The organism is Mesorhizobium sp. M1322, assembly GCF_040318085.1.
Classification (GTDB): Bacteria; Pseudomonadota; Alphaproteobacteria; order Rhizobiales; family Rhizobiaceae; genus Mesorhizobium.
In genome coordinates, this window is the sequence record NZ_JAMYLP010000003.1 from 1 (window position 1) to 18,842 (window position 18,842).

The following is an 18,842-nucleotide window of genomic DNA, read 5'->3' on the forward strand; positions in this document are numbered from 1 at the left end:
CTCGACAACCAGAGAGAAGACGGACAAAACCCGTTTTACGGGGCATGCACATGTGGCATTTCGATTCACTCAAAACTTTCCCCGGACAGCCCTGCGCGTAGCGGGATGGGATTCTATCTTCTTCTTTGACTATGATCTTTTCCGAAAACCGGTTCCCACTTTTCGGGATCATGGTCTAGTCCTTCTCGGCTAGTGTTAGCGAAACACCGGCGCCATCCAACGCCTCGCGCATCTGCGGTCCCAGTTCACAACCGGTGAAGACGGTGTCGAACGCCTTGAGATCGGTCAGGAAATGCAGGGCCGTGCGGCCGAACTTGCCGTGATCGACCAGCAGATATTTACGCGCGGCGGCCGCCATCATCAGCCGCTTGGTGTGGACCACTTCCTGGTCCTGGTGGAAGGCGGAAGCGCCGTGGATGGCCGACGACGACAGGAAGGCCACATCGGCGCGCAACGATCTCAACGTGTCCTCGGCAAGCAGGCCGAAGAAACCGTGAAACTTCTTGCTGTACTGGCCACCGAGCGCGATCAGGGTGATGCCGCCAACGCCCGCCAGATCCTGGATGACAGCCAGATTGTTGGAGATCACCGTAAGCGGGCGGAGATCCGCAAGGTGGCGCGCAATGCCGCCGGCCGTCGAGCCGTCGTCGATGATCACCGTCTGGCCCGGTTCGATCATCGCCACGGCAGCAGCCGCCAGGCGCTGCTTCTCCTCACCGGCCTGCTTCTGACGGTAGCGGAAATCGCTCTCGAAAAGGCCGCTCGGCTGAATCGAGGCGCCGCCGCGCACCTTGCGCAGGAAGCCGCTTTCCTCGAGCTCGTCGAGGTCGCGATGCACGGTCATCCTCGATACGCCAAAGCGCGAGGCAAGGTCATCGACACTGGCCGTGCCAGTCTCCATCAGAAAATCCATGATGCCTTGCCGCCGGCCGTCGCTCTTCATTGTCCAGCCTGTTCCTGAATCCGGCTCGCTGTGAACCGCCGTGGCGGAAAACGGCGAGCCAAGCCATTATAACAGAGCAAATCGCATAGATGCGATATCTTTTTGTGATGATGTTACGTTTATTTGGGATATTGCTCGCTTCTGATTGCTGTCCTGTAACAAGAATTGCTCCCAGCGCCTTGGCCAAAGGTTGCGGTTCTCTGGAATTCCGGCCAGAAGCATCAATGGGCTGAACGACGACCGGACGGCTCGCAACCATAGGCTTGAAACGAAATACGGGAGACTATTGGGTGGCTCGCATCACATTGAGACAATTGCTCGACCATGCCGCAGAACACGGTTATGGCGTGCCTGCGTTCAACATGAACAATATGGAACAGGGCCTCGCCATCATGGAGGCCGCCGAAGAGACCAAATCGCCGGTCATTCTGCAGGCGAGCCGCGGGGCGCGGGCCTATGCCAACGATGTCGTGCTGGCCAAGCTGATCGACGCTCTGGTCGAAATCCATCCCGATATCCCGGTCTGCATGCATCTCGACCACGGCAACAACGAAGCGACCTGCGTGACCGCGATCCAGTATGGCTTCACCTCGGTGATGATGGACGGATCGCTGAAGGAAGACGGCAAGACGCCGGCCGATTACGATTATAATTCCGGTATCACGCGGCGCGTCGTCGATATGGCGCATTGGGGCGGCGTTTCGGTGGAAGGCGAGATCGGCGTTCTCGGCTCCCTGGAGATGGGCGGCGGCGAACAGGAAGACGGCCACGGCGTCGAGGGCGCCGTCAGCCACGACCAGTTGCTGACCGATCCGGAGCAGGCGGTGCAGTTCGTCAAGGACACGCATGTCGATGCGCTGGCCGTCGCCATGGGTACCAGCCACGGCGCCTATAAATTCTCGCGCAAGCCGGACGGCGCTGTTCTGGCGATGAACGTGATTGAGGAGATCCACCGCCGTCTGCCGAACATGCATCTCGTCATGCACGGCTCGTCCTCGGTGCCGGAAGAGCTGCAGGAGATCATCAACAAATATGGCGGCCAGATGAAGCCGACTTGGGGCGTGCCGGTCGAGGAGATCCAGCGCGGCATCAAGCACGGCGTGCGCAAGATCAACATCGACACCGACAACCGCATGGCGCTGACCGGCGCGATCCGCAAAGTGCTGACCGAGAACCCGAGCGAGTTCGATCCGCGCAAGTACCTGACGCCGGCAATGGCCGCCATGAGGAAGCTGTGCAAGGAGCGCTTCGAGCAGTTCGGCACCGCCGGCAACGCCCCCAAGATCAAGCCGCTGCCGGTCTCGGAAATGGCCAAGCGCTACAAGTCGGGCAGTCTCGACCCGAAATTCGGCTGACGTGTTAAGGCAGGCAGGAGCACAGGGTAATCGCTTCGGCTTCTAACCCGTGCTTGAGACGCCAATTGTCGGTCGGCGCTGCCCCTCATCGCCCTGCCGGGCACTTCTCCCCGTATAGTGACGGGGAGAAGGGGCTGGCCGCAACGTCGGCGCTCTTCTTGCTGCGCCGGCGATTGGCGAAACCCGCGACGACAGCGCCCCTCTCCCCGTCCCTATACGGGGAGAGGATGCCGGCAGGCAGGTGAGGGGCAGCGCGAACGTTGGATAATTCGGGTCGAGGACGGCTTCAAACCTGAAGCGATTGCCCTGGCAGGAGCCGCACCAGCCTAACCTGTTCGCGGCAAAATCGCCGCCCTGCCGGTCTCGATAAACGGCGCCCAATAATCGACCGACTCGCGGATCATGGCGACGACCTGATGGTCGACAGGCTCGCGCTCGCGGAACGACAGTTCGAGGCAGATCTCGTTGTCGACGCCGCCGCCGCGGCGAACCGTCGCCAACAATTTTTCCGGCGTGATGCGGCCGTCCTTGTTGTAGGCGGCGATGAACGGCCAATGGCCGCCCTTGTTCATCGACGACTGCTTGACGTGGATGATCGGCGATATCTTGGGAAAGGCTTCGGCCCAGGCATAGGGGTCGATGTCGGCCGGGTTGCTCGAGGTGACGTCGCCATGGTCGATATCGACCATCATCTTCAACGGGATGGCCATGCCGGCCGCTTCGATCTGGTTGTGCAGGGCTCGGCAGCTCTCGATCGTATGGCCGAATTCGCGGCCGACCGACATAGGCTCCCAAAACAGATAGGTTAATCCGGCCGCCTTGGCGTGCTCGGCAACCTCGCGCCAGCATTCCAGCGCGATGTCGAAAAGCCGCGCGCGACGCTCGGGATCGTCGAAATCCCTGTGCGTGAAGATAGCGAACTGGGTCCCCATACCGGTCGCGCCGAGCTCGGCCGAAATGTCGGCAAAGGTCTTGAACCAATCGACATAGTAGCGGCGCACATCGGCGTCCGGATGGCCGAAATGGTTGAGCCGTCCATAAGGGCCGGTCATCCCCGACGTCACGCGCACGCCGGTGCGGTCGAGCGCGTTGCGGAACAGGCGGATGAATTTCGAGATCGTCGCCGCCGGCCAGCCGGGATTGACGAATTCATGCGTGAGCTGCACGTCCCGGATGCCGATGTTGTAAGCGATCGCATCGATCAGATCGTCCGGTTCGGCGAAACGGTTGACCAGCGGATTGGTGTTGAGAGAAAGCGTAAAGGCCATCAGCTTGCTTTCACCAGCCGGCTCGCGCACCAGTCCTCGAAGGCGGCTCTTTCTGCGGCGGACAGATGCAGCCCATGCTTGGTGCGCCGTTCGAGAATATCGGCAGCGGTCAGCGCCCATTCATGCTCGAACAGATAATTGGCTTCGCGTTCGAAAAAATCCTTGCCGAAGCGCCGCCCCAGATCGGCGAGCGACTTGGCCGCACCGACCAGAACGCGCGTCCTGGTGCCATAGAGCCGGCCATAGTGCTTGACCAGCGATGCCGGCATCCAGGGATATTCGCGGCCGAGATCGCCGAGAAACTGCTCGAAGTCGGCATTGGCGATATCGCCACCCGGCAGATGCCCTTTCGATGTCCATGGCGTGTCCATTTTCGGAAAGAACGGGGCGATCCTATCCAGCGCGTGCTCGGCCAATTTGCGGAAGGTGGTGATCTTGCCGCCGAAGACGGAGAGCAGCGGCGCCTGCCCGGCCGATGCGTCGAGCTCGAAAATATAGTCGCGCGTTACCGCGCTGGGGTTGTCGGCGTTGTCGTCATAGAGCGGCCGGACGCCGGAAAACGAGTAGATGACATCGTCGCGGGCAAGTTCGCGCTTGAAGTAGCGGTTGACGATTTTGATCAGGTAGTCGATCTCGCTGCTATCAGCCGTTACGTCTTCCGGCCGCCCGTCATAGGGGATATCGGTGGTACCGATCAGCGCCAGATCGTTCTGGTAAGGGTTGATGAAGATCACGCGCTTGTCGCTGTTCTGGACGAGATAGGCCTGCCGCCCTTCCCAGAATTTCGGCACGACGATGTGGCTGCCCTTGACCAAGCGTACATTCCGTTTGGAGTTCTGGCCGGCCACGCGGTTGATGATGTCGTTGACCCAGGGACCGGCGGCGTTGATCAGCGCCCGTGCCCGAACCGTTGTCCTGACGCCGGTTCGGCCGTCGCGCATCTCCACCGACCATAGGCCATTTTCACGGCGGGCGGCGGTGCAGGCGGTCCGGGTAAAGACCTTGGCTCCACGTTCCGCTGCGTCGAGTGCATTGATGATGACGAGACGGGCGTCGTCGACCCAGCAGTCGGAATATTCGAACCCGCGCTTGAACGCGTCCTTGATCGGCGCACCTTCGGGCGCGGTGCGCAGGTCGAGCGTGCGGGTGGCCGGCAGCCGCTTGCGGCCGCCGAGATGATCGTAGAGGAATAGGCCGAGCCGGACCAGCCAGGCCGGCCGGTCGTCAGGACTGTGTGGCAGCACGAAGCGCATCGGCCAGATGATGTGCGGCGCCGATTCAAGCAGCACTTCGCGCTCGATCAGCGCCTCGCGCACCAGCCGGAACTCGTAATATTCGAGATAGCGCAGGCCGCCATGGACGAGCTTTCCCGATCTCGAGCTGGTGCCTTCGGCAAGATCGTCTTTTTCGCACAGAATGACGGAAAGGCCGCGGCCGGCTGCGTCGCGCGCGATGCCGGCGCCGTTGACACCGCCGCCGATAACGAACAGGTCGACGATTTCAGTGGCGCCGCTCATCTCGCCGGGTCCTCGGTGCCTGGATTGTGTTTCATGGCTACCGCGACCTTCAGCATGGGTTGACCGGTGGGAGCCCGGCGATAAAGCGGCGCACCTCTTCGGCGGCCTGCTCTGCGGCATAGGTCACCGTGCGCACCGATGCGCCGGCGATATGCGGTGTCAGCGTGACGTTCGCAAGCTGCAGCAGCGGCCAGTCTGCAGGCACCGGCTCGATCGCGAAGGTCTCCAGCATCGCGCTGCCGATATGGCCTGAGGCGAGCGCATCGTAAAGCGCGTCGTAGTCGACCAGCGGCCCGCGCGCCGTGTTGACGAAGATCACCCCCGGCTTCATTCGGGCGATGGTGTCCTTGTTGATCAGCCCGCGGGTCTCTTCGGTTACTCGGGAATGAAGCGTGACCACATCCGAGCGGGACAGGAGATCGTTGAGTGCGACCAGTTCAACGCCGGCATTGCGGTCTTCGGCGCTCAACTGCACATAGGGGTCGGAGACCAGGATTCGGCAGCCGAAGGCGCGCAAAAGGCGGACCAGTCGGGTGCCGATGTTGCCATAGCCGATGACGCCGACGGCCATTTCGTTGAGCTCGCGGCCAGTGCGATCGGCCCGGTAAAGATCGCCGCGCCATTCCCCCTTGCGCAAGGCTTCGTGCCCGACCCGGATCAGCCGCGTCTCGGCAAGGATGGCACCGATGGTGAACTCGGCCACCGCACTCGCATTGCGGCCGGGCACATTGACGACGGTGATGCCGTGGGCCTTGGCGGCGGCCATGTCGATGTTGATCGGGCCGCCGCGCGAGACCGCAACCAGCTTCAGCGCCGGCAGACGCTGCATCATGGTCTCGGAGAGCGGCGCAAGCTGGGTGACTAATATCTCGGCGTCGCCGATGAAATCGACCACCTCGTCCGGGTCGCCAAAATACTCCTTGACCTTGTCGAGGCCGAGCGCCGCATTGCCGAATTCCATCGGCTCATCGGGCCAGGCCGCCTCAAGGGTGCGAATGTCGAGATTGTCGCCGCAGGCCTTCTCGATTTTCTCGCGAAACACTTCGGGAAGCATGAAGCGGTCGCCAATGATTGCAATCTTCTTACGCATGCTCGACTTCTCAGTTTGCCCTGGATGCGGCCATCGACCGCCAGACCGGCCGCAGCGCCTCGTGCGCCAACGTGTAGGACGGAACCGTCCGCTCATAGATCACGGCAAGTTTTGGGTCGCTCGGCTCCGCCGCGCCAAGCAGCGGCGTGACCCATTCGCCGACGCATTCGTCCATCGACTTGTATTGGCTGACGCAGACCGCAGCGATCATCGCGGCGCCCGCAGCACCGGCTTCCTCGCGTTGGCTGGTGCGAATGGCGGCGCCGACGACAGCACCCAGGATCTTGCGCAGAGCCGGGCTTCTGGCCGCACCGCCGGTCAGCCGGATCTCGCTCGGCAGCGGCCCCATGGCGGCATAGCAGTCGCGCGATGCGAAGGCCAGGCCCTCGAAAACCGCGCGGACCATGTCAGCATAGCCATGCCGCGACGAAATCCCGACGAAGCCGGCCCTGGCATTGGCATCGACGAACGGCCCGCGCTCGCCGGCCTCCGACACATAGGGCTGATAGAGCAGCGATGCCGGCTCGGATACGGATATCCACTGATCCACCAGCGCGATCATCTCGCCGTTGGTGCGCGTAATGCCCTGCGAGGCAAGTATGCCGGAGGCGAGGCTAAGGACCCAATCGATGTTGAGTGTCGCCGCCATGTTCGACTGCATCTGCGCAAAGACGCCGGGCACCGGCATCGTCATCGTATAGCCGGTCCTGGCCTCGTTGAGCAGCACCTCGTCCGGCGTCTGCGCAAGCCGCATATGCATGCCGGTGGAACCTATGATGGAGCAGCCTGGCTTGCGCTCTCGGTCGAGCAGGCCGGCGCCGAGCGCGGTGCAGGCCACGTCGACATAGGCCAGCACGACCGGCGTACCGGAAAGCAGCCCGGTCGCTTCCGCAGCAGCCGCCGAGAGGCCGGCGCTATGTCTTGTGCCGTCGACGATCGGCGGCAGCAGATGCCTGAGATCGGTAACGCCGAGCACCTCAAGCACATCGTCGCAATAGCCACGAGTGCGGAAGTCGCCAAAGGTGAAGGTGCCCTCGGACGGATCGGTGGCGCGTTCCCCGGTCAGCCTGAAATAGAGCCAGTCCTTGCAGTGGAACGCCGTCGCCGCCTTGCCAAGCATTTCGGGCATGTTGCGCTTCATGAAGGCAAGCTGCGGCCCCTGCTGACAGGCGGCCAACCCGCTGCCGGTCTTTTCGAAACGGAGCCGGTCATCGGGCCGCGCGCGGATCTCCTCGACGATCGCGGCAGCGCGCGCGTCGAGCCACAGCCAGCCCTTCGCGACCGGCTCACCCTCCTTGTCGATCAGCCAGGTGCCATCGCCCTGCCCGGTCACGGCGATGGCAATGGTGCGGCTGGCAAGGTCCGGCACCTTGTCGGCAAGCTGGCGCAAGGTGGTCGCGGTATCGGCCCAGGTGCGCGCCAGATCCTGCTCGGCGCCGCCGCCCGGCAAGGTCTCATACCGGTTCGGCACCGCCGCGGCCGCGAGCTGCCGGCCCGCCGTGTCGAAGGCGACGGACTTGATGACAGACGTGCCGGCGTCGATGCCGATCAGCACATCCCGCATCAGGCAAGCTCCATGCCGTGCGAAATGGCCATGCCGCTGGACTGATCGAAGACGTGCAGGTTTTTCGGATCGATGCTGATATTGATCGGCGCGCCAAGCTCCAGCCGGGTCCGGTCATGCTCGACCAGGACCAGCGAACCGCCGGCGAAATCCGCCGCGATATGCGTCTGATCGCCGAGCCATTGGTTGGCCGATACCGTGGCCGGCACGCCGTCCTTAGAACGGCGAACCGCATAGGGCCTGATACCGATGACGACCCGCTCCCGTTTGAGCAATTCGTCGCGAACCGAGCCGCTGAACGCGTCCTTGTCATAGTCGAGTGAAAGCCCATCGGGCAGCCGCAGATTGATCTTGTCTGCAGCCGTGCCGACATAGGCCTCGAAGACATTCATCGGCGGCTCGCCAACGAAGGTGCCGGTGAACAGGTTTGCCGGCCGCTGCTTGAGCATGTCGGGCGTGTCGAACTGTTGCAGCACGCCGCCTTCCATGACCGCGATCCGGTCGGCCAATGCATTGGCCTCGGTCTGGTCGTGGGTGACCAGGATCGCGGTCAGCCCGCGCTCCTTGATGAAGTGCTTGATGCGGCCGCGCAGCACGGCGCGAAGCTGCGGTTCGAGCTGGCCCATCGGTTCGTCCAGCAGATGCAGATCTGCCTCGCGGATCAGCGCCCGGCCGAGGCTGGCGCGCTGCTGCTGGCCGCCGGAGATGGAGCTTGGATACCGCTCCAGAATGTCCTCGATCTCGAGCAGCTTGGCGATGCTGGCAACCTTCGCATCGACGTCGCTTTTCCGCAGCTTGGCCGCCTTCAGCGCAAACGCCATGTTCTCGCGCACGGTCAGCGGCGGATAGAGCGAATAGCCCTCGAACGCCATCGCCACATTGCGCTTGACCGGAGGCAGCGTGTGCACCTTGCGGCCGGCAACCGAGATGGTGCCGCGCGAGACTTCCTCGAAGCCGGCGATCATGCGCAATGTCGAGGTCTTGCCGCAGCCGGACGAGCCGAGCAAGGCGACGATCTCGCCCCTGCCGATTTCCATCGTCAGGTTCTGGACGGCGTGCACGCCCCTGTCGATCGGACCGTAGAACTTGTCGACGCCGGAAATGGTGAGTGCGCTCTGGCTCATGCCGCTTCTCCGCTGCGCAAATTGACGACGTTCTTCGAGCCTATACGGTCGCCACTGGCACGATCGAACAAGAGCGCGCTTTTGCCGTCGACGGCGATGTGGGCCCTGCCCTCGCTCTGACCCGGTGTTCCGGCCGGCCGGGAGACCAGGATTTCACGGCCGCGCACGGTGCGCACCAGCGTGACGATCTTTTCGTTGAGCGGCGTCTCAGCCTCGACCGTCACCGGTATGGCAGCGGGCGTGCCTTCGTCGACGAAGCTCAGCGCTTCCGGCCGCAAGCCGATCACGCAGTCGCGGCCGACCGTCGCGTCATAGGCGCCCGTCAGATGGACCTGGACATTCGACAGGCCGACATAGATGCCCTTGGCGTCGCGCGACGGCTTGACGTCGAGCAGGTTGATGGTCGGATCACCGAACAGCCGCGCGATCTCGATGTTTGCCGGCTCACGATAGATCTGCTCGGGCGTGCCGAGCTGCTTGATGACACCTTGCGACATCACCGCGATGCGATCGCCGAGCGCCATTGCTTCCTTATAATCCTGGGTGACGTAAACGACGGTCGCGCCACGGTCGGCCAGCAGCCTCGGCAGTTCGAGCCGCATTTCGAAACGCAGTTTGGCATCGACGTTGCGCAAGGGGTCGTCGAGCAGAAGCACCGGCGGCGAGCCGACCAGAGCGCGGGCGAGCGCGGTGCGCTGCTTCTGGCCGTTGGACAGCGCCCGTGGCTTATGGCTGAGCACGTGACCAATCTTCAGCAGCTTGGCGACGCTCTCGACGCCCGCCTTGATCGCGCTCTGCGACGAGCGCTTGGCCTGGAGCGGCGTGGCGATATTGTCGAACGCGGTCATGTGGGGAAACAGTGCGAAATTCTGGAACGCCATGCCGACGCCGCGGAACTCGGCATCGAGGTCGGTCATGTCCTCGCCGCCGATGAATATATTTCCCTCATCGGGGTCGATAACGCCGGCGACGAGCCGCAGCAACACCGTCTTGCCGGCGCCGGACGGTCCGAACAGGACCAGGGTTTCGCCGTCGGCGACAGTCAGCGACAGATTGTCGAGGACAGTCTGGCTCTTGTAGCGCTTGACGACATTTCGCAGTTCGAGGCTGGCCATGAGAACTATCCCTTTACCGCGCCGAGCGACAGGCCTTCGACGAGATAGCGCTGTGCATAGAGGGCGAGCGCCAGCGTCGGCGTGATCGACAGCACGATCGCCGCCGAGATCTGGCCATACTGGATGCCGGAGGAGGTGATGAAGGCCAGCGCGCCGACCGTCACCGGCTGCTTGTCGGCCGAGGCGAGCACGAGGGCAAAGACAAAATTGTTCCAGGCGAAGATGAAAGCGAGCAGGCCGGCAGCCGCAATGCCCGGGCCGGCGAGAGGCAGCGCGATCTTGCGGAAGGTGGCGAACCAGGAATGACCGGCAATGCGATAGGCGTATTCGATGTCGGCCGGGATGTCCTCGAAATAGCCGCGCACGATCCATAGGATCAGCGGCAGGCAGATCAGCTGGTATACCCAGATCAGCCCGATATAGGTGTTGGCCAGTCCAAGCTTCTGGAAATAGAGGGTGAGCGGCAGGAGCACCAGCAGCGCCGGCGCGAACCGAAACGACAGCAGCGTGAAGGCGATGTCCTCCGAGCCGCGAAACTTATGCCGTGCAAAGGCGTAAGCCGCCGGAACACCGAGCAACAGGGCGACGGCGACCGAGGTGACCGACAGGAACACCGAATTCCAGAGGTTGCGCATGAAGGCGATGTCGAGCGTGCCGGCTGCCGTCGTCAGCTTTCCGGTGATCAGCGCGGTGTAGTTGGCCAGCGTCGGCTTGAAGACAAGCTGCGGCGGAATCCGCAGGATGGTCTCGTTGGTCTGGAACGACATCATGAGGATCCAGGCGATCGGAAACATGAAGAAGATCACGACCAGCGTAAGCGCTACGCCGCGCAGGATGCGTTCGAGAAGCGAGGTGTGCTCCATCTCAGCCTCCTATGCCTGGCCGCGGGCGCGTTCGCGCAGGCGCAGCCAGTTCTTGATGAAGATGTTGGAGAGGAAATAGGTGATCGCCCACAGGATGATCATCAGCGCTGCCGAGCGGCCGACATTGGTCGACTGGAAGAAGTTGAGGTAGGCCTCGACCTGGAAGACAGTCAGCGTATCGCCCGGACCGCCCTGGGTCATGGCATAGATGATGTCGAACTGCTGGATGGAATCCAGCAGGCGGAACAGCGTCGCTGTGAGAATATACGGCGTCAGCATCGGCAAGGTGATGCGGAAGAACACGAAACTCCTCGGCACGCCATCGAGTGCTGCCGCCTCGAATGGCTGCGTCGGCAGGCTGCGCAGCCCGGCAAGCAGCAGGATCATGATGAAGGGCGTGTAGACCCAGATGTCGACAAGAACGACCGTGAAAAGCGCGGTCGACGGAGACGAGGCCCAGCGGAAATCCTGCAGTCCGATCAGGCTGGCGAGATAGCTCAGCACGCCAAAGCCGGGATTGGTCATCAGCTTCCACATCAGCGCGGCAAGCGCCGGCGCCGTCATCAGCGGCATCAACAGCATGATCGAGATGAAATTGTTCAGCGTCGAGCGCTTCTGCAGCAGCATGGCGATGCCGAGACCGAGAAGCAATTCGAGCAGGACGGTGATACCGGCATAGAGCAGCGATATCTCCAGCGTGTTCCAGAACCTCGGGTCAGTGAAAAAGGAGATATAGTTGTCGCCCCAGTTGAACTGCCGCGCCCAGGGCTGGCTCAGCCGGTAGCGCTGGAACGAATAGACGACCGATGTGAAGAACGGGATCAGGATACCGATGCAGACGAGCAAGGCCGGCAGGCTGAGCACATAAGGCAGCACTTTCTTGCTGATCCTGAAGCCGGAAGGCCTTTTTCTTTGCATTGTCACCGCAGTCATCGTGGCTCACCCGTCATCTCTGTTGCTTCGCCCTGCCGGCCGCCCCGGGAGCAAGGCGGCCGGTTGGGCGAGTGGCGGCACCGCCAGTGTTTGAGCATCGGATTTCCCCAAAACCGGTTTCCACTTTTGGGTCCGATGCTCCAGGCGCCGCTTCGCAGTGGAATGGCTGGCTGGCCCACAGAAGCGGGCCAGCCGTTCGCCGGGACTTTAGCCGAGCCCGGCTTCCTTGAGCTGGCCGTCGACGCTGGTGGCCAGCATGTCAAGGCCTTCGTCGACCGGCACTTCCTTAGCCACCATCTTCTGCAGCGTCGCCGCCCATTCGGTGGTGAGATCAAAGAACAGCGGCTGCGGGGTGAACTTGATGCTGGCGCCCGGCGCCGAGACGTCGAACATCTCGACATAGCCCGGATAGCTCTTGTTCAGCTTTTCGCGGAACATCTGGTCGTTCCAGACCGACTGACGGACCGGATTGACGAAGTCCATCTTGGTCGCACCGAACAACGCATGCTCGGGCCCGGATGCCCATTGCATGAAGTACCAGGTAGCGTCCTTGTCCTTCGAGAAATTGGACATCGACAGCGACCAGATCCAGATATTGGGCGTCGGAGCTTTGGCGGCGGGATTGGCCTTGAAGGCGGAGAAGGCGAGCTTGCCTGCCATCTTGTTGTCGCCGCCGTTCATGAAGTAGCCGAGAATGTCGGCGTCGAAGATCATCGCCGAGGCGCCGGCGCCAAGGTCGGTGCCGACCTGATACCAGGTGTAGGTCGACCAGTCCTTGGGGCCGCTCTCCTGGATCATCTGGACCCACTGCTTGTGGAAGGCCTTGGATTCGGCAGTGTTCATCGCGGCCGACAATTTGCCGTCGGCCGAGACATTCAGGTCCTTCTGGTCAAAGTTGGCGTAGGCCGACAGGAAGCCGGGATGGATCGTCGCCCAGGAGCGCGACCCGCGCACGCCGATGCCGTAGACGCCACCACCAACATCCTTGGTGAGCTTCGCCGCCGTAGCGACCATCTCGTCCATATTGCCGGGAACGCTGACGCCGACCTTGTCAAACATACCCTTATTGTAGGTGATGTTGTTCTGTTCGAAGCCCCACGGAATGCACCACTGCTTGGCGTCGTCGGAGCCGAGCACGCCGCCCGGCTGGCCGTTCCAGGCGCAGGACTTCCTGACACCGGGCAGGAAGTCGTCCCAGGCATAGTTCACGTTGGTCTTGGTCGGATCCTTGATCCACTCATTGAGGTCGGTGATCCAGCCGGCCGGGCCATAGGTCCAGGTCATGTAGGCGCCGGTCATGAAGGCATCGTATTCGGGCGAACTGGCCGACAGCGCAGCGGTGACCTTGTCGAAATAGACGTCTTCCGGAAACACGTCATAGACGACTTCCATGCCGGTCAACTTCTTGAAGTTGTCGAGGTTGGCGATCATCGCATCCGCGTAGGGATGCTTGTTGAGCAAGAGCTTGATGGTCTTGCCCTTGTGCGCCTGCCAGTCGAAATCCGCCGCCAGCGCACGTGTCTGCCCAAGATTGAGCAGCGTGCCGGCGGTGCCGGCGGCAAGGCCCATTGCGCCAAGGCCCTTGATCAGCCCACGACGATCGACTTGTCCGCGCAGGAACGCATCGATCAGGTCTTTCTCTTTCTCATGCATTTGTCTTCTCCTCCACAGGGTAGTTTCAATCGAATGGTTGCCGGCTACCCGACCGGCGTCTGCTCCACGAGTGATCGCGCCGTCCGCTCATCGGTGACCAAGCCCTTGAGATAGCGGCCCTCCAATACCGATTTGATGGCACGAACCTTCACCTTGCCGCCGGCAACGGCGACAATCCTGCGATTGCTGATGTCTTCGCGCGCCAGCGCCAGCGCCCGGTTGGAAAGCGTCGTCTCGACCGCTTTTCCAGCATCGTCGAAGAAATGGCCGAGCAGTTCGCCAACGCCGCCCTTGCGGCGGATCTCTTCCATTTCGCCCTTCTCGATCATGCCGGTGGCGACCAGCGACGCCTCGCGCTCGGCAGTGCCGATACCGGCAATGAGCAGGTCGGCGGCCTTTCCGAGATCGAAGACCTCGCTGATGCCCTTCTGCCCGAGCAGCACGGTTCGATCCTCGACCGTGTTGGCGAACATCGGCACCGGCATCACATAGGCTTCCGCGCCGGTCCGTTCGGCCAGACGGTGAATGACGTCGTGCGGATTGGCCGAGAACTTGCGCGTCAGGCCGCCAAGCAGGGAAACGAAACGGGTCTTTTCGGCCGATATGCGCGGCAGGTATTCGACGCAGGCGGCGAGCGTGCGGCCATGACCGACGCCGATCAGCGTATCCTCGCCGCGTTCGATCTCACGCTTGAGGAACTGCGCGCCGGCAATGCCAAGCGCCTTGAGCGGCAGGTCTTCGCCATCGAAGTCGGGAACGACCTCGCAATAGTCGAGGCCGTAGCGGCTGGACAAATCGTCTTCAAGCGCGACGCATTCCGACACTTCGCCGTCGATATAGACTTTGACCAACCCTTCCTGATTGGCCTTGGTGATGAGGCGATGCGCCTTGAGGCTGGTCAGGCCAAGCCGCTTGGCGACCTCCGACTGGGTCAGGCCGCCAGCATAATGAAGCCAGGCGGCACGCGTCGCCATACTGGTTTCATCGTCGCGCAGGAGGCCGTTTCCAAAACCAACCATTTCCGCCCTAAGATATTTTTATCAGTTGGTGCAAAATTTTTCACAAGCCGCCGCCGGAGTCAAGCGCCGCGTAGTTCAAATTGCACAAAAAGACGCCAAAAAGATTCAGCCCGCTGGAGAGCGATCGTGCAGGTTTGCGCCCATTGAAGTGTCGGGCCTGTCGAACCGATGGCAAAGGCTGAAGGGCTCGCTCCAGCGAACCAGTTGCATAGGCCACCAGGGCCTGCCCCGCCGCCAGACACTGAGCGCATAGCTGGAATTGGCAAACGCCGCGTCTTGCTGAAAATCCTCTGCCTGCGGAAATGGCGGTAGACCGCGCTTGCGGATCAGGCGGATTCGGGCACATTAGAACAGGATCGAGACGTATCGATCTTCGCTTCGCGAGAGCTACAATAATTCTTCACAAACGGCGATCTATCCTGACGACTGGCGTTTGGTTCGAGTCACGAGGGGCGCGGCTTGGAATTCGATTTGAAGACCATTGAGGCGCTTGCTCCCGATCAGGCGTCGCTGAGCGCTGCCTCCAAGCTGACCAAGCGATCGAACTGGCCGCGGCTCGAACAGAATGAGCAGCAGGCGCTCATCTGGGGTGAATGCCAGGGCTCCGGCTCCAATCCTTATCGGGTGGTGGTCGACACTGGCGATCACGGCTACAAATGCACCTGCCCGTCGCGAAAATTCCCGTGCAAGCACACGCTGGCCCTGATGTGGATTGCCGCCACCGTGCCAGCCAGTTTTGCAGCCGCTGAATCGACACCGGAATGGGTGAATGACTGGATTGGCCGGCGCAGGAAGACGACGCCGCCGCCAGCGCAATCGACACAAGGCGCGGCAGCCAAGAGCATCGATGAAGCCGTACGGACGGACGAGAGCGCCGCCGTGGAAGACGTTGCGGAGGTGGAGCGTCGTGAGGCAGCGCAGCGCAAGCGGGCGGAAGACACACGACAAGCAGTGTCGGCGGCGCTCGATGAGCTCGACCAATGGATCGCCGACCAGTTGCGGCTTGGTCTTTCCGGGTTTGTCGACGGCAGCAGCGACCGTTGCCGCCGGATTGCCGCGCGGCTGGTCGACATGAAGGCAACCGCGCTTGCCGGTCGCATCGACGAGATCCCCTCGCGGCTGATGGCGCTGCGCAGCGAAGAAAGACCGGATGCGGCGATCCGTGAGCTTGGCAAGCTTGTGCTGCTGGCCAAGGCATGGAGGGCGGCGCCCGATGATCCCGAATTGAAGCGCCTCGTATCGACATCGGAAACCCGCGAACAGGTTCTGGCCAATCCCGATGCAAGACAGGTCGAAAGCTTCTGGGAAGTTCTGGGCGAGAAGATCGAGAGCCGCCGCGACGGTCTCGTCAGCCATTCGACCTGGCTGCTTGATCTGAAGAGCACTACCCCGCAATTTGCCGTGCTGCTCGACTATTTTCCGGCTTCTGCCGGGCGCCGGTCCAACGCTTTTGCTCCGGGTGATCGTTTCGATGCCCGGCTGGTCTTCTATCCATCACGCAAGCCGCTCCGCGCACAGGTGGTGGAACGCATGGGTGAAGTGATGTCCGGCGCGTGGCCTGATTTCAGCTTTGGCGCTGCAAAGGACCCACTTGCCACGCATGCTTCCCATCAGGATGCAGCGCCTTGGATTACCGATTGTCCTCTCATGCTGCCGCCTGGTGCGATCCTGGTCGACGACCGCGGCACAGGCTGGTGGCAGGCCGCGGATGATCCGCAAGGGATCGCCTTGCCGATCGCCGGCGCCGTCGATCAAACATTGCTCGGCCTCGACCTTGCCGCCACGGCAGCGCTCTGGGATGGCGCCAGGCTTGACCTCCTGGCGGCGCAAAGCGGGTTCGGGAGGCTTGACCTGTCATGAACGAGAGCGAGCAAACAGGCCTGGCGACAATGCGCGATTGCTGGATCACCGGCGGAGCCACCTTCGATCTGGCTCCGACCGCCTGGAAGACAATCGCCGGCAGTGCAAGTCCCGACGAGCAGGAGCGCCGGCTGCTGGCAATCGCAGCACAAGCGCTCGACGTCGCCCTGCGGCCGGCGGCGCCGAAGACGCTCAAACGTCGGCCGCCGCTGCCCAGGCTTGCGCTTCCTATGCTGCCGGAGCGGTTGCGGCCGCTGTTGAGAGCCGCTCTGAAACACGCCGCCGACGCGAGACGCAAGACGCGCGTGGTGACGCTTGTCGCCAGCCGCGGCTTTGTCCTTCATCCGATGGACTGGATGTCCGTCGCGTCCGATCAGAGCAGTCCGGACATCTACGCTCCCTGGATCGACTGGCAAGCAAGCGTGGACGGGGAGAGACATGCCCCGCAAGAGAAACTGACGGCGGAAAATTGGGATGAGTTCTATCCCGCCGCGCGACGCATCGCGCTGGCAGACATGCGCCGCAGTGAACCGACTTCGGCTCGATTGCTGATCGAGGCCAAGGCATCGGGCGAGCCCGCCGAGGTCAGGCTTGCGCTGATCGAACTCATGCGCTTCGGCCTGAATCCTGAGGACGCGCCGTTCCTTAAAAGCCTCTTCGCCGACAGGTCCGGCAAGGTGCGCGAACTGGCTGGCCGGCTGCTGGCAAGGCTGGGGGAGCACGGCCGTTCAAACGATGGCGGATCGGATGATCCCGCAGCTGAACTCGCCGCGTTCATCAGCGAAGGCAAATCCGGCTTCATCCGCCGCCGCAGCATCTACACGCCGGCGAAGTTGAAATCGCCGGCGCAGGAAAAGCGTCGCGCCGAATTGTTCGAGACCTGCAATCTGTTCGACCTTGCCGCACGGTTCGGCACTACGGAACCCGAATTCATAGGGGCCTGGCAGTTCGGCGCCGACAACAATGCCGACATCCTGATCGCACGAATGGTCGCCGCTTCGGGGAGCGACGTCGCGGTGACGCATATGGCGGACGCGCTTGTCGCCGATGGCGGCAAACCAGCGCTGCTCGTATTGCACCTGACGCCGCGCCTGGACAGTCGCAGACAACGAGCCCTCGTCCGGCTGATCCTCAAGCAAGCGAATTACCTCAACGCGATCAATCTGGCGGAAGGCATTGATGCTGGTTGGCTGGAATGGAACGATCTTTCGAACGGGTCGGCTCTTGCGGCGCTGCGTTCCGCCGTTGCGGGAAACGACGACGCCATGCGCCGGGCAGACGATTTACTGGAAACGATCGGCTTCCTTGCCACCGCGATCGCAGCAGCAAAATTGATCGACGAGGTCGTCGCAGCCGGCATGCCGCCCGCGGCCCCATCACTCAGTATCCTGCGTCTCAACGCGGCGCTGGCCGAACATCAGTCTAGAACCGACACATGATCAATCCGGAGAATTCATATGAACGCTGCCATCCGTCTCCCGGTCGAGCAGGCCTATGCCTCTGAATTGCAGGCGCTGGCGCGCGGTGACGACAGGCAAAAGCCTGCCGGCTGGAGCCTCTCGCCGCAGGCTGTGCTGACCTATCTGCTGGGCGGGAAGGCCGGTGACGGCACGCCGGTAACACCAAAATATGTCGGTCGCCGCAGGCTGATGGAGACCGCGGTGGCAACGCTCGCCACCGACCGCGCGCTGTTGCTGCTCGGCGTCCCCGGAACGGCCAAATCCTGGGTGTCCGAACATCTCGCCGCCGCCATCATGGGCGACTCGACGCTGATCGTGCAGTGCACGGCCGGCACCGACGAGAACCAGATCCGCTATGGCTGGAACTATGCACAACTTCTGGCAAAAGGCCCGAGCCAGGAAGCATTGGTGCCGACGCCACTCTACCGCGCCATGCAGACCGGCAAGCTCTGCCGGCTCGAGGAGCTGACGCGCATGGGCTCCGATGTGCAGGACACGCTGATCACCGTGCTTTCCGAAAAGATGATGCCGATCCCGGAATTGAACACATCGATCTATGCCCAGCGCGGCTTCAATATTATCGCCACGGCAAACAACCGCGACAAAGGGGTGAATGAACTCTCCTCGGCGCTCAAGCGTCGCTTCAATGTCGTGGTACTGCCCTTGCCGGAAGACATGGCTGAAGAGGTGGCGATCGTCTCCAAGCGGGTCGATGAGATGGCCGGCGGGCTCGACCTGCCGGTGCCGAAAAATGTCGGCGAGGAGATAGCCCGGGTATTGACCATCTTCCGTGAATTGCGGTCCGGTGCGACCGCCGACGGCAAGGTGACGCTGAAGACGCCCTCGGGCTCGCTGTCGACCGCCGAGGCGATCGCGACGATGGTTGGCGGGCTGAGCCAGGCGGCGTGGTTCGACAGCGGCAAGCTCGGCGCAGAAGGTCTCGCCGCCAGCCTTGTCGGCGCGATCGTAAAAGACCCGGTACAGGACAAGATCGTGCTGGAAGAATATCTGGAAACGGTGCTCAAGAAGCGGCCCGACTATGCCGGCTATTACGCGGCGCTGAACGCAGCGATCTGAC

General features: G+C 62.4%; 15 protein-coding genes. 4 read left to right on the plus strand and 11 right to left on the minus strand.

Translation table 11 applies throughout. The features are described from left to right. Window positions 1-175: 175 nt before the first annotated feature. A complete protein-coding gene (locus NKH12_RS01615) occupies window positions 176-943 on the minus strand; it encodes a DeoR/GlpR family DNA-binding transcription regulator (RefSeq protein WP_352951580.1) in 768 nt (255 codons plus the stop codon). A 290-nt stretch (window positions 944-1,233) separates the two neighbouring features. Here NKH12_RS01615 and fba point away from each other — a divergent pair, with 290 nt between their 5' ends. Then, window positions 1,234-2,298: a class II fructose-bisphosphate aldolase gene (gene fba, locus NKH12_RS01620; RefSeq protein ID WP_095483847.1), complete on the plus strand. Its 1,065-nt coding sequence runs from the start codon at window positions 1,234-1,236 to the stop codon at window positions 2,296-2,298. Window positions 2,299-2,624: 326 nt separating this feature from the next. On the opposite strand, the gene NKH12_RS01625 is transcribed toward fba, so the two are convergent. The 10 genes from NKH12_RS01625 to NKH12_RS01670 form a co-directional block, all read right to left on the minus strand. Beyond that, on the minus strand, window positions 2,625-3,566 hold the full coding sequence (locus tag NKH12_RS01625) for a sugar phosphate isomerase/epimerase family protein (RefSeq protein ID WP_352951581.1): 942 nt from the start codon (window positions 3,564-3,566) through the stop codon (window positions 2,625-2,627). Continuing rightward, on the minus strand, window positions 3,566-5,083 hold the full coding sequence (locus NKH12_RS01630; protein WP_352951582.1) for a glycerol-3-phosphate dehydrogenase: 1,518 nt from the start codon (window positions 5,081-5,083) through the stop codon (window positions 3,566-3,568). The genes NKH12_RS01625 and NKH12_RS01630 overlap by 1 nt, the downstream gene beginning before the upstream one ends. A gap of 49 nt (window positions 5,084-5,132) precedes the next feature. Next, complete coding sequence (locus NKH12_RS01635; protein WP_352951583.1) at window positions 5,133-6,173, minus strand: 2-hydroxyacid dehydrogenase; 1,041 nt, start codon at window positions 6,171-6,173, stop codon at window positions 5,133-5,135. A 10-nt stretch (window positions 6,174-6,183) separates the two neighbouring features. Then, on the minus strand, window positions 6,184-7,737 hold the full coding sequence (locus NKH12_RS01640; RefSeq protein ID WP_352951584.1) for an FGGY-family carbohydrate kinase: 1,554 nt from the start codon (window positions 7,735-7,737) through the stop codon (window positions 6,184-6,186). Then, window positions 7,737-8,861: an ABC transporter ATP-binding protein gene (locus NKH12_RS01645; protein WP_352951585.1), complete on the minus strand. Its 1,125-nt coding sequence runs from the start codon at window positions 8,859-8,861 to the stop codon at window positions 7,737-7,739. Before NKH12_RS01645 ends, NKH12_RS01640 begins: the two co-directional genes overlap by 1 nt. Then, window positions 8,858-9,976 carry an ABC transporter ATP-binding protein gene (locus NKH12_RS01650; protein WP_352951586.1) on the minus strand — a complete coding sequence of 373 codons (1,119 nt, stop codon included), beginning with the start codon at window positions 9,974-9,976 and terminating at the stop codon, window positions 8,858-8,860. The genes NKH12_RS01645 and NKH12_RS01650 overlap by 4 nt, the downstream gene beginning before the upstream one ends. A 5-nt stretch (window positions 9,977-9,981) precedes the next feature. Further along, window positions 9,982-10,839, minus strand: coding sequence for a carbohydrate ABC transporter permease (locus NKH12_RS01655; RefSeq protein WP_352951587.1), 858 nt, complete (start codon window positions 10,837-10,839; stop codon window positions 9,982-9,984). A gap of 9 nt (window positions 10,840-10,848) precedes the next feature. Next, window positions 10,849-11,772, minus strand: a complete 924-nt coding sequence (locus tag NKH12_RS01660) for a carbohydrate ABC transporter permease (RefSeq protein ID WP_352951588.1) — start codon at window positions 11,770-11,772, stop codon at window positions 10,849-10,851. Window positions 11,773-11,979: 207 nt separating this feature from the next. Continuing rightward, window positions 11,980-13,425, minus strand: coding sequence for an ABC transporter substrate-binding protein (locus tag NKH12_RS01665; RefSeq protein WP_352951589.1), 1,446 nt, complete (start codon window positions 13,423-13,425; stop codon window positions 11,980-11,982). A gap of 44 nt (window positions 13,426-13,469) precedes the next feature. Beyond that, entirely contained in the window at window positions 13,470-14,444 is a 975-nt protein-coding gene (locus NKH12_RS01670) for a sugar-binding transcriptional regulator (protein WP_128284199.1), read from the minus strand. Between the two features lie 459 nt (window positions 14,445-14,903). On the opposite strand from NKH12_RS01670, the gene NKH12_RS01675 reads away from it, so the two are divergent. From NKH12_RS01675 to NKH12_RS01685, 3 genes are read left to right on the plus strand one after another with little or no spacing between them, the layout of a single operon-like run. Then, window positions 14,904-16,304 carry an SWIM zinc finger family protein gene (locus tag NKH12_RS01675; protein WP_352951590.1) on the plus strand — a complete coding sequence of 467 codons (1,401 nt, stop codon included), beginning with the start codon at window positions 14,904-14,906 and terminating at the stop codon, window positions 16,302-16,304. Further along, window positions 16,301-17,743, plus strand: a complete 1,443-nt coding sequence (locus NKH12_RS01680) for a DUF5691 domain-containing protein (protein WP_352951591.1) — start codon at window positions 16,301-16,303, stop codon at window positions 17,741-17,743. The genes NKH12_RS01675 and NKH12_RS01680 overlap by 4 nt, the downstream gene beginning before the upstream one ends. An 18-nt stretch (window positions 17,744-17,761) precedes the next feature. After that, the gene (locus NKH12_RS01685; RefSeq protein ID WP_292508277.1) at window positions 17,762-18,841 is read left to right on the plus strand and encodes an ATP-binding protein; all 1,080 of its coding nucleotides are present in this window, start codon (window positions 17,762-17,764) and stop codon (window positions 18,839-18,841) included. The last annotated feature ends 1 nt before the right edge of the window (window position 18,842 follow it).

Bases quoted from the DNA above. Each gene is read 5' to 3' on its own strand.
- NKH12_RS01655 (WP_352951587.1), bottom strand. From the start codon at position 10,839: ATGGAGCACACCTCGCTTCTCGAACGCATCCTGCGCGGCGTAGCGCTT.
- NKH12_RS01640 (WP_352951584.1), bottom strand. From the start codon at position 7,737: ATGCGGGATGTGCTGATCGGCATCGACGCCGGCACGTCTGTCATCAAG.
- NKH12_RS01645 (WP_352951585.1), bottom strand. From the start codon at position 8,861: ATGAGCCAGAGCGCACTCACCATTTCCGGCGTCGACAAGTTCTACGGT.
- NKH12_RS01615 (WP_352951580.1), bottom strand. From the start codon at position 943: ATGAAGAGCGACGGCCGGCGGCAAGGCATCATGGATTTTCTGATGGAG.
- NKH12_RS01680 (WP_352951591.1), top strand. From the start codon at position 16,301: ATGAACGAGAGCGAGCAAACAGGCCTGGCGACAATGCGCGATTGCTGG.
- NKH12_RS01670 (WP_128284199.1), bottom strand. From the start codon at position 14,444: ATGGTTGGTTTTGGAAACGGCCTCCTGCGCGACGATGAAACCAGTATG.
- NKH12_RS01635 (WP_352951583.1), bottom strand. From the start codon at position 6,173: ATGCGTAAGAAGATTGCAATCATTGGCGACCGCTTCATGCTTCCCGAA.
- NKH12_RS01650 (WP_352951586.1), bottom strand. From the start codon at position 9,976: ATGGCCAGCCTCGAACTGCGAAATGTCGTCAAGCGCTACAAGAGCCAG.
- NKH12_RS01660 (WP_352951588.1), bottom strand. From the start codon at position 11,772: ATGACTGCGGTGACAATGCAAAGAAAAAGGCCTTCCGGCTTCAGGATC.
- NKH12_RS01630 (WP_352951582.1), bottom strand. From the start codon at position 5,083: ATGAGCGGCGCCACTGAAATCGTCGACCTGTTCGTTATCGGCGGCGGT.
- NKH12_RS01665 (WP_352951589.1), bottom strand. From the start codon at position 13,425: ATGCATGAGAAAGAGAAAGACCTGATCGATGCGTTCCTGCGCGGACAA.
- NKH12_RS01685 (WP_292508277.1), top strand. From the start codon at position 17,762: ATGAACGCTGCCATCCGTCTCCCGGTCGAGCAGGCCTATGCCTCTGAA.
- NKH12_RS01625 (WP_352951581.1), bottom strand. From the start codon at position 3,566: ATGGCCTTTACGCTTTCTCTCAACACCAATCCGCTGGTCAACCGTTTC.